The following is an 8,436-nucleotide window of genomic DNA, read 5'->3' as shown; positions in this document are numbered from 1 at the left end:
CTGTTTTCACCATCGGTCTGGGCCTTGCGATCGGACCGATTGCCACCCGGCTCGCAAAGTTGCGAACGTCCCATCAGTGACACCGACAGGCGGCCTCCGGGCCGCTTTTTTTGTCCGCTCACCCGGTTTAGTCAGGCGGACGCGCCTCGTCGGCGCGAGCTTTGATGCCCCCAATGCTCGCCCCCCACAGGGGGGCTGCGCCAGGACAGCGAAAAAGACTAGACTGGCCCCATGTCACGACAAACCGTCATTCGCATCGGTGCGCTGATCATTCAGGTCGCCATTCTACTCCTGATCTGGCAGGGCTTTCTGCATCCAATCCGGGGAGGCCTGCTGGTGCTTGCCGTGGGTTTTGTGGTGTTCTTTCTGACCCGGGACTCTTCCGGGAAAAAATCAGGGCAGTGAGCAAAGAAAGCAAAAGAGGATTGGGGGCGGCCCTGAAGGGTTCGTTCACTCTATCTCACTAGGCTCCTGCGTCGCCAAGTTCGACCGAGCCACAGCGTCCAGCCGCCCTCAACCGGGCGTCTGGCCCCTGCGTCTCGGCCCGTCCGGGTAACGGTTCACCCGCATCCTTTTCCAACGTCGGACGGTCCGGGTCTGGGGGATCGGTTCGTGAGACGGCTCCTCAACCTCCCCGGCCAGTCCTGCGGACCGTCCGGGGAGGCACGTTCCACGACGGCGGCCTCGCATCCAGCGTTCAGTCTGACAGTCGCCGTGCCAGTCCGTAAAGCCACTGCGCGACCCTCGGCGGCAGGTGTCAGGCCCGCGTCTGCTGCAGGGCCGCACGCGACCCCGCATCAGCCGCAGGCCTGACTCCCTTGCTCAGGACGCTCCGGGCTTGACGGCCTGTCCCGTCGCCCGTCTTGGCCGGTGGCAGGATGGGCTCAGGAAAACGCCACCGTCGTTCCACTCTCGTCGCCGTCAGTGTGCTCGCCGCACGGGCAGGATGGGTCTAGGAAAACGACAGGTATTCATAAAGTAATCAAGAAATCTTTTTACTTGTCATACAAAAATAAAGCGCGTTTTATGGCGGTTTTCCGCGCTTTTTCTCTTGTCATGAAAGGCCAAAAAGGCTATCTTTTACTTGTCGAGAGGGATTGGCCCTCAAGACAAAGCGCCCCGAACGGTGTTCGAGCACCGAACGGGACTTCGCTAGACTAGAAAGGTTCGTTTCATGTCCGACGCAGCAACCACAATCGCACCGAAGGCCCAGAACCGCAAGGCCGCAAAAAAGGCCAGTCCCGCTGCCGTCCGTCGTTTCAACGAAGCCCGCGACCGCACAAAGGCCATTGCCTCTCCCACGCTGGCGGACGTTCTCCGTCTCGCCCCCAACGATGACAAGATTGCCGCCATTGTTCAGCATTTCGGTTTCGAGGCTGGCGACTATGACGAGCTGATGGGGGCCGGTCTAAGCATGATCAGGGACCAGTACACTCTTCTTGAGGATGTGCTTGTCGTCACAGACTTCCGGGGCGAGCGCAATTTCAAGGCCATGGAAATGCACCTTGGCCGCATCGTGGACGGCCTGATCCGCTCTGCCTATGGGGCCGCCAACTTCTACGAGAACAAGCGGCAGATTGCCCGCGACGAACAGAACTCTTTCAGCAACGAAAGCCGCGACGAAGACCGCCAAGGCATCGACGGCGGGGAAAACCGCGTAGATCGGGCCGTCCGTTTCGCGGCACAGCAGGCCCCCAAGGCTTACGCGCTCGCCGTCATGGCTCAGGGCGCATGTGACGCCTACCGCGAACTGATCGGGGAAGACTGGAAGCCTTACGTCAAGGACAACGCCCGCAGCCTCACCGAGAACGTCCGCGCCGCACAGTGGGGGGCCGTTCTCTAACCCCCACAGGCCGGGCCAGCAGGTCCGGCCATCCACCGGGGCCGCGCTGACGGCCTCGGCTCTGCCCTCGGCCTCTTCTCCAGTCCGCCCTTTTTCATCTCCCGTCGTTTTTTCCGGGAAGGCGGACGCGCCTCGTCGGCGCGGAGTGTTTTGCCCCCAATGCTCGCCCCCCACAGGGGGGCTGCGCGAGGCAATCGAAGAAGGATGGTGCTTAGATTTCTTCGATCATGGACGAGAGTAATTCGAGAAGCCAGCCTCCAAATCCGGCCATCAGAGCCACGTCGAGAGCGCTGACCGCCTCTTTCTCATGGCCCAGAAGATACAGGCCAAGCGAAAGAACTCCGCACAGCGCCGTAACCGGAACAGCCAAGAAAAGTGCGTAGCGGGTCGAGCGGCGGAGCCAGAGCATCATCGTTGCCATGCCCGCTGAAGCGATGTGGAAAAGCGCATAGGGCGTGCCGAGAAACTTGGCGTTGTTTCGTTCACGGATGGCTGCGATCAGCCACTGGAGGCCAAAGAGAAAGAGGAAATACGGCCAGACTTTAGGAATGGTGAGCATCTGTTTCATGTCCTTCTTCACGAAGCCGACGCTTCGGATGAGCGCGTGTTTTTTGCTTCAGAAGGGGAGAATGACGCGGAAAGATGCGACTGGCGGAAAAAGAATTCGGGGCGGCCCTGAAGGGTTCGTTCACTCTATCTCACTAGGCTCCTGCGTCGCCAAGTTCGACCGAGCCACAGCGTCCAGCCGCCCTCAACCGGGCGTCTGGCCCCTGCGTCTCGGCCCGTCCGGGTAACGGTTCACCCGCATCCTTTTCCAACGTCGGACGGTCCTGGTCTGGGGGATCGGTTCGTGAGACGGCTCCTCAACCTCCCCGGTCAGTCCTGCGGACCGTCCGGGGAGGCACGTTCCACGACGGCGGCCTCGCATCCAGCGTTCAGTCTGACAGTCGCCGTGCCAGTCCGTAAAGCCGCTGCGCGACCCTCGGCGGCAGGTGTCAGGCCCGCGTCTGCTGCAGGGCCGCACGCGACCCCGCATCAGCCGCAAGCCTGCCCCCCTTGCTCAGGACGCTCCGGGCTTGACGGCCTGTCCCGTCGCCCGTCTTGGCCGGTGGCAGGATGGGCTCAGGAAAACGCCACCGTCGTTCCACTCTCGTCGCCGTCAGTGTGCTCGCCGCACGGGCAGGATGGGTCTAGGAAAACCGGGGGCGATCAGCCGGGGCCGGGTGTTTGGGCAGACGAAAGAGACGGGCGGTCTGCCGGGTCCGTTGTGGCGGTTAGGGCGGGCTGGCCGGTCAGGGTCTGAATCAGGGCGCGGCCCGGTTCAGAGGTGGGAGTCCGGCTCGCATGGCGGGCGATCTCCCGATCCGTCCCGGCCAGGTCGGTCAGGATTTCCGTTTCCCGACCGTGAGCCGCGCCGAACGCGAAGGCCTTTTCTCGACTGTCGCCATAAGCGGCCATGTCCTTCTGGATCTTGCCCAGCTCACGCGCAAAAGCGGGATTATGCCGCAGTTCCTGTTTGATAGCCTCCCCAAGAGCCGCATGACGGCCTCCGGCCTTCATGCCGTTGAAGGCCTGTGCTGCATCGCCGCCCTCCTGGCGGATGGCGGTCTCGATGTCGCGGCAGACAAGGGAAGGCGGGGCAGACCAGAACGCATGAAAAGAGGCAGCGGCCTTGCGGCCGTCCTCTTTCGCCCGTGCCAGGAGCGCGCTTTCGCGCTTCTCCTCCGCAGGCCCGAAGACAGCCGGGATGACCGGACGCGGCACGGGCCGAAGCACCGGAGCAGCAGAGGCCGTCAAAAAATCGGACTGCACGGTGACGGTGTACCCGCCGTCCTTTCGGACAGCGTTTCGCAGATCCGCGACAGGCACCGCCACGATCCCGTCAGGCGTTTCGAACGCACCGGACAGGCTGGTCCGTGTTTTGAAGATCCCCGAGACAGTTTCTCCAGGCGCGGCCGTGCGGATGACAAGGTCATCCAACGGCCTTGCGGCAGGGCCAGAGCCCATGTCCTGCATCAGCTCCTTCAGAGCACGGGTGCGGGCGGGCGAACTGGCGTCCGTCAGCAGGGCCGCCATGGCCGGATGGTCCGGATCCTGCGTGCCGGCAATAGACGCGGAGACCATCCGAGATCTCGTGATGACGGAGAGGTCCACATTATGCCCGTAGTGTCGGCCGAGTTCCGCGACAAACGCCTCCTGCGTTCTGCCGTTTCCTTCCCGGAACGGGTGGACGTAATTGAGTTCGTTCAGAACCTTGCCGGCGATGGCCGCAAACTGCTCCGGCGTTGAGGCCTTCAGGACGTCCGGGTCGCGGATGGGCTTGAAGGCCTCGGTCAGCCCCCTGTCGATGTGCGAGCCGGGCAGGAAGGTGGTCGCGCCTTTGCGCATCGAGCCGATCGGTTCGACCCGTGCCCCGTCCACGACCGGCCTTTCGTGGCGCATGTGGCCCGCCCATTCATAGACGTCCTGAAAGATATGCCGATGAATGGCCTTCAGGTGGTCGGCATCGAAATGGCCGGTCGGCCCCAGACCCAGCCGGATTTCCAGAATCCTGTGGCTGGTGCGGCGGTATTCTTCAGGGTGAAGTTCGGAATGGCGGCGAAGGCCGAGCCGGTTCCGCAGGACGTCTGTCTGGTCCGGATCGTCGGAGACGTTCGGGTAGGTGTAACCGTGGACGGGAGGCATCGACGCGTCAGAGGGCGGGATTCAGTCTCCGCCCCAGTTCAGCAAGGTCGATCTGCCCCGCAACGAACGACTGGCAGGCATCCTCGATAAGGGGATCATGCGTGTAGCCCTGCCGTCTCTGGGCCGCGAGGGTCCACTCGACCGCGTCCTGACGGCGCGCGCGCTCTTCATCCGAAAGAGCGGGAAAAGGCGTCGGAGCGAAGAGGGTTTTGGCTGAACTCATAGGAAGAAAATAGCGGTTTTTGCCCGGAATGGCAAGGTTTTCCAGTGGTTCGTGGCCGTTCTGAAGATGTGTTTCAAGGCGAGATTTTTTGCGTTCAGTCGCAGAACGCGGCGGCAGGATGCTCTTATGACGAAGAGCCTTTCCCCTCTCGATAGCCGCCCGAAGCACCTGACCGGGCCGCGCTTGTCTCTTGCCCTGTTCCGGATCGGATGGTCCGAGCGTCAGGCCGCCGAGAAATGCGATATGCACAGAAACCAGTTCCGGCGCTGCCTGGAGGGCACGTCCTCACTTCCGGCTGATCTGTCCCTGTGGCTGCTTGATCTGGAAGCGGCCCATCTGGCCCATCCCTGTCCCCGGCAGAGAAAGGCCGATCCCATTCTTGCCGAGATCCGCAAAGCCGGGTGACATTGCCCGCGACGTGGTGGGTTCCGGTGTCTCCACGTCCAGGCTCAGGGGATATGAAAAAGGCAGCCCGGAGGCTGCCTTCAGAGAACAAACGCGCGTTCCTTAGTGTTGGTGGTGCTTGAAGTCGAAGCCCAGCTTTCCGTTGCTCATCACATAAGGCGTGCATGTCACCCCTGGGTGAACGACCGAGTAAGGCTTCAGCCACTTCGTGCTGATCCATGCCGGTTGGAGCGTGTAGGTCATCGCCAGAGCATAGCCATTTTTCTGTGGCTCGACGGTATCGACAGCCATCACCACCGAGGCGTCCGAAATAACGCTAGCTGATGAATCGGGGGCTGACATGAACGAGATGGGATGGTGCGTGTCCATCATGACATCATCGGGCGCGTACAATGCCATACAAACATGATGGTCAATCGGCTTTACCGGAGTGACGGTCGCGGCATGAGCTGCCCCGAGGACAGAGGTAAACCCGGCAACTGCTAAGAAGATGTGTTTGATCATGGTGTCTCTCTATCACATTACGAGGAAAGGACAGGGCTCGTGGCTCCGGTCCCCATCTTATCCGCAACCGACTGCCTCCACTGTCCCACGGTCATTCCGCTAGTAACGCCGTTGCTGCTCATCTTGCTGCTGGAAATGTAGTCGGACATCAGGTCGCTTGAGTTTGCCTGTGCAAGGGCGTTTCCCGTGGTCGGGCCGAAATTATAATATCCACGGGTATCAACGGCGGTCGGATTACTGACACCAGCTTTCTGAAGAGAAAGAGCGGCGTCTTTAAGATACTGCGCTGCGGCTACAGCTTGTGTAGCTGGATCCTGCTGACCTGCTGTGCCGGATGTAATGGAGCTGGCCAGTCCCGGATTTGTGGCAAGCGCTTTGCTCATTTCTTCTGAATATGTGCCGTTCGACATCTGGAAAGCGCCTGTGATGGTGTGGCCTGATCCGGTGGCCGTATAGACATTCTGGCAGCCTGATTCCACCTGACACGTCGCCGCCAGGGCAGCCGGGTTGACGCCAATAGAGGAAGCATTGTCAGCGGCCTGATAGCCCCATGCGCGGCTGTAGAGCGTTTGCAATGAATCCGATCCGGTCGAAACGGGCTGAGTGGTCTGGATGACCTTGCCGTCTCCACCGATCTGCTGGACGGTTCCGGCTGGGACCGTGAAGTTCGGTAGACCGACTTCCGGATAGACGACATGCGGGACTTCCGGCAGGCCGTTAGGCACTTCGATCGACTGCGCCTGGCACGAACCGCTGAGGCCAAGTCCGGCTGAGAGAGCCAGACCTGTAATCAGGAAGGATTGTTTGACGGGGGGCGGCATTGGGCACTCCTGTGTTGGGGTGCTCAGTATCCGTCTGTCGTCTGCGACTTTGAGGGCTGTTTGAAACGCTGCCTGATGGCGCGAGGTGGTGTGTCCGAAACGGACACACCTAAATGAGGTGATCGAGGATAATTCCGAAGACGGTTCCGCCCACGATCATGGTGGCGAACCATCCGGCCCGCTTGCTGATTTCGTCCCTTCGAACCCGGGTGCCCGCCATCACGATCTGGGCCTTCATGCTCTCGGCGATTTCGCCTTTGACCGTGCCAAGGACTTCCGCGACCTTTGCCTTGACGGTCTTTTCGTCAATCTTCTGAAGCTGGCGAGAGGCTGCCACGCCTTCATGGAGAGCACGCCTGACCTCAATCACCTCCTCCGTTGCCGAGCGTGTGCATTGATCCAGCAGGCTTTCACACTTCGCGACACACTGCTCCATCCGCTTCTCGGCCTCCTGAAACAGCGCTCTGTGCGCTGCTTCGGAGTGTTCGCGATCCTTGAGGAGGAGGGCCTGATGAAGATTGTTCATCTCCATCAGAATCATGAGGCCATCCAGAACCTTGGCCTCAGGTGAACGCGGCCGAAGCGTCCACCGATGCGTCTGCTCACGGAGCGCATCCAGTGAGCTTTCAAATCTGGCCTGACAGTCGGAAATCCTCTGGGTAAGGCCGTCAGACATTACACGTCACTTTCGGCCGGAACAGGGAGACCCTTAGGCATATTCGGCAGACGGCTGGCGCCGAGTTCCTGAAGAAATGCGGGAAAATCACGACGATACCAGCGGTCCATGGCCAGTCGATCAAAAATGGAGCTGGTCGGAAAGCCCTCCTTCTGCTCGCCTGCGGCATAGGCCGAGAATGTCATTCCCCGGTCGCACACGTCCTTCATTGGCTCGGCAGCAGGATACATGAAGATGTCCGCGCCATTCTCCATTGCTTCTTCGACGGCTGGGTGGTGGGAAACGACATCCACAACGTCGTCCTGGTCCAGTGAAGGAGGGATGAGGCCTTCATTGATGATGATCGCAGAATTGCGGGGAGAGAACTTCTTCTTTTTCTGGAGATCTTCCAGATAGTCCAGATCAGCCCGCTCATGTCCGATCAGAAAGACGACCGAGAGCGTAATCCCCATCATGTCGAGCGCGCGGCTCAGGGATTCCGTGTTGATCAGCTCGTGCAGGGCTGTCCATCCGCCGCCAATGTCGAGAATGGCGTCATGGCGACTTTCCATGAGTGACTGGATCTTTTCTTCCAGCCATTTTCTCTGGCGCTTTGTGTCGCCTGCGGCCGGACTATCCGCGTCATGAAAATTCGAGATTGAGTGTGAGCGGTTCAAGAGATCGGTGTTCCAGATCTCCGGCGTTCCGCCCTGGTCATGAACGGTCTGTGCGAGAGCATTGAGCAGGGTGGTTTTGCCAACCCGCTGACGACCGATGATTGTGAAGATAACGGGCTTTTTCTTGGCGGTGGCTTTGGGGGCCGGTGCAGACGGGGTGGCTTTGACGTCAGCGTCCTTGGTCACAGTCAGGCTCCTGTTGAGGGGTTCCGCCTCCCGATGAGACGGACTGGTGTTCCTCTTTCGAAAGCCATGATGACCGCTTGATCTGCGACTGAGATGCGCGTGGGGAAGAAAATCAGTCTGGCGTCAGACGGTACTTTTCCTCTTTGCGGGCGCGGATCTTTTCGCGCAGGCGCTTCAATGAGTCTCTGCTGTGCTGAGGAATTTTCTTATTGTCTTCGATCGCGACGGGAGGTGTCGCCCGGATCGGATGAGCTGGCACCAGCGTCTGTCCGGTTGTTTCTTCGGTGGCGCTCGGTTCGTTCGGCCTCACTGAAACAGGCTCTTCGCGTTCGGCCCAGTGGGCCTCAATTTCGTCCGGACGCCAGTCGGGATCAATCTTGCTCGGAGGCAAAATCCTCTCTGGCCTCACTCCCGAGGTGTCTGACTTGGCATCCACC

12 protein-coding genes and 1 pseudogene are annotated in these 8,436 nt (G+C 60.4%); 5 read left to right on the top strand and 8 right to left on the bottom strand.

The window, feature by feature from the left end; translation table 11 throughout:
- Positions 1-231 precede the first annotated feature (231 nt).
- The 3 genes from GCE01_RS16940 (at position 232) to GCE01_RS15935 (ending at position 1,843) form a co-directional block, all read left to right on the top strand.
- On the top strand, positions 232-405 hold the full coding sequence (locus tag GCE01_RS16940) for a hypothetical protein (RefSeq protein ID WP_167386193.1): 174 nt from the start codon (positions 232-234) through the stop codon (positions 403-405).
- Positions 406-612: 207 nt separating this feature from the next.
- On the top strand, positions 613-813 hold the full coding sequence (locus tag GCE01_RS16935; RefSeq protein ID WP_167386192.1) for a hypothetical protein: 201 nt from the start codon (positions 613-615) through the stop codon (positions 811-813).
- A gap of 361 nt (positions 814-1,174) precedes the next feature.
- Complete coding sequence (locus tag GCE01_RS15935) at positions 1,175-1,843, top strand: hypothetical protein (protein WP_099213622.1); 669 nt, start codon at positions 1,175-1,177, stop codon at positions 1,841-1,843.
- Between the two features lie 211 nt (positions 1,844-2,054).
- On the opposite strand, the gene GCE01_RS15930 is transcribed toward GCE01_RS15935, so the two are convergent.
- Complete coding sequence (locus GCE01_RS15930) at positions 2,055-2,411, bottom strand: hypothetical protein (RefSeq protein WP_243695619.1); 357 nt, start codon at positions 2,409-2,411, stop codon at positions 2,055-2,057.
- Positions 2,412-2,472: 61 nt separating this feature from the next.
- Between GCE01_RS15930 and GCE01_RS16930 the strand changes: the two genes are divergently transcribed.
- The gene (locus GCE01_RS16930; RefSeq protein ID WP_167386191.1) at positions 2,473-2,637 is read left to right on the top strand and encodes a hypothetical protein; all 165 of its coding nucleotides are present in this window, start codon (positions 2,473-2,475) and stop codon (positions 2,635-2,637) included.
- Between the two features lie 415 nt (positions 2,638-3,052).
- Here GCE01_RS16930 and GCE01_RS15920 read toward each other — a convergent pair whose 3' ends face one another.
- A complete protein-coding gene (locus GCE01_RS15920; protein ID WP_099213620.1) occupies positions 3,053-4,528 on the bottom strand; it encodes a Fic/DOC family protein in 1,476 nt (491 codons plus the stop codon).
- A gap of 7 nt (positions 4,529-4,535) precedes the next feature.
- The gene (locus GCE01_RS17285; protein WP_228119317.1) at positions 4,536-4,751 is read right to left on the bottom strand and encodes an antitoxin VbhA family protein; all 216 of its coding nucleotides are present in this window, start codon (positions 4,749-4,751) and stop codon (positions 4,536-4,538) included.
- A 126-nt stretch (positions 4,752-4,877) separates the two neighbouring features.
- On the opposite strand from GCE01_RS17285, the gene GCE01_RS17280 reads away from it, so the two are divergent.
- Entirely contained in the window at positions 4,878-5,156 is a 279-nt protein-coding gene (locus GCE01_RS17280; RefSeq protein ID WP_228119316.1) for a hypothetical protein, read from the top strand.
- Between the two features lie 102 nt (positions 5,157-5,258).
- Here GCE01_RS17280 and GCE01_RS15910 read toward each other — a convergent pair whose 3' ends face one another.
- From GCE01_RS15910 to GCE01_RS15890, 5 genes and pseudogenes are all read right to left on the bottom strand, one after another.
- The gene (locus GCE01_RS15910) at positions 5,259-5,660 is read right to left on the bottom strand and encodes a hypothetical protein (RefSeq protein WP_099213618.1); all 402 of its coding nucleotides are present in this window, start codon (positions 5,658-5,660) and stop codon (positions 5,259-5,261) included.
- A 17-nt stretch (positions 5,661-5,677) separates the two neighbouring features.
- On the bottom strand, positions 5,678-6,481 hold the full coding sequence (locus GCE01_RS15905) for a hypothetical protein (RefSeq protein ID WP_099213617.1): 804 nt from the start codon (positions 6,479-6,481) through the stop codon (positions 5,678-5,680).
- Positions 6,482-6,590: 109 nt separating this feature from the next.
- Positions 6,591-7,157, bottom strand: coding sequence for a hypothetical protein (locus tag GCE01_RS15900; protein ID WP_077804182.1), 567 nt, complete (start codon positions 7,155-7,157; stop codon positions 6,591-6,593).
- Positions 7,157-7,999 (bottom strand): P-loop NTPase family protein, encoded by an 843-nt coding sequence (locus tag GCE01_RS15895; RefSeq protein WP_099213616.1) that lies wholly within the window; start codon positions 7,997-7,999, stop codon positions 7,157-7,159. The genes GCE01_RS15900 and GCE01_RS15895 overlap by 1 nt, the downstream gene beginning before the upstream one ends.
- A 112-nt stretch (positions 8,000-8,111) precedes the next feature.
- Positions 8,112-8,436, bottom strand: a pseudogene (locus GCE01_RS15890) (hypothetical protein); the annotation flags it as partial.

Source organism: Gluconobacter cerinus, from assembly GCF_002723935.1.
Lineage (GTDB): Bacteria > Pseudomonadota > Alphaproteobacteria > Acetobacterales > Acetobacteraceae > Gluconobacter > Gluconobacter cerinus.
The sequence above is the reverse complement of the archived record's forward strand: the minus strand, read 5'-3'. Positions and strand labels throughout refer to the sequence as shown.

What these genes read in the sequence shown, in the direction of transcription:
- GCE01_RS16940 (WP_167386193.1), top strand. Translation starts at nt 232, where the DNA reads ATGTCACGACAAACCGTCATTCGCATCGGTGCGCTGATCATTCAGGTC.
- GCE01_RS15935 (WP_099213622.1), top strand. Translation starts at nt 1,175, where the DNA reads ATGTCCGACGCAGCAACCACAATCGCACCGAAGGCCCAGAACCGCAAG.
- GCE01_RS15930 (WP_243695619.1), bottom strand. Translation starts at nt 2,411, where the DNA reads ATGAAACAGATGCTCACCATTCCTAAAGTCTGGCCGTATTTCCTCTTT.
- GCE01_RS16930 (WP_167386191.1), top strand. Translation starts at nt 2,473, where the DNA reads ATGACGCGGAAAGATGCGACTGGCGGAAAAAGAATTCGGGGCGGCCCT.
- GCE01_RS15920 (WP_099213620.1), bottom strand. Translation starts at nt 4,528, where the DNA reads ATGCCTCCCGTCCACGGTTACACCTACCCGAACGTCTCCGACGATCCG.
- GCE01_RS17285 (WP_228119317.1), bottom strand. Translation starts at nt 4,751, where the DNA reads ATGAGTTCAGCCAAAACCCTCTTCGCTCCGACGCCTTTTCCCGCTCTT.
- GCE01_RS17280 (WP_228119316.1), top strand. Translation starts at nt 4,878, where the DNA reads ATGACGAAGAGCCTTTCCCCTCTCGATAGCCGCCCGAAGCACCTGACC.
- GCE01_RS15910 (WP_099213618.1), bottom strand. Translation starts at nt 5,660, where the DNA reads ATGATCAAACACATCTTCTTAGCAGTTGCCGGGTTTACCTCTGTCCTC.
- GCE01_RS15905 (WP_099213617.1), bottom strand. Translation starts at nt 6,481, where the DNA reads ATGCCGCCCCCCGTCAAACAATCCTTCCTGATTACAGGTCTGGCTCTC.
- GCE01_RS15900 (WP_077804182.1), bottom strand. Translation starts at nt 7,157, where the DNA reads ATGTCTGACGGCCTTACCCAGAGGATTTCCGACTGTCAGGCCAGATTT.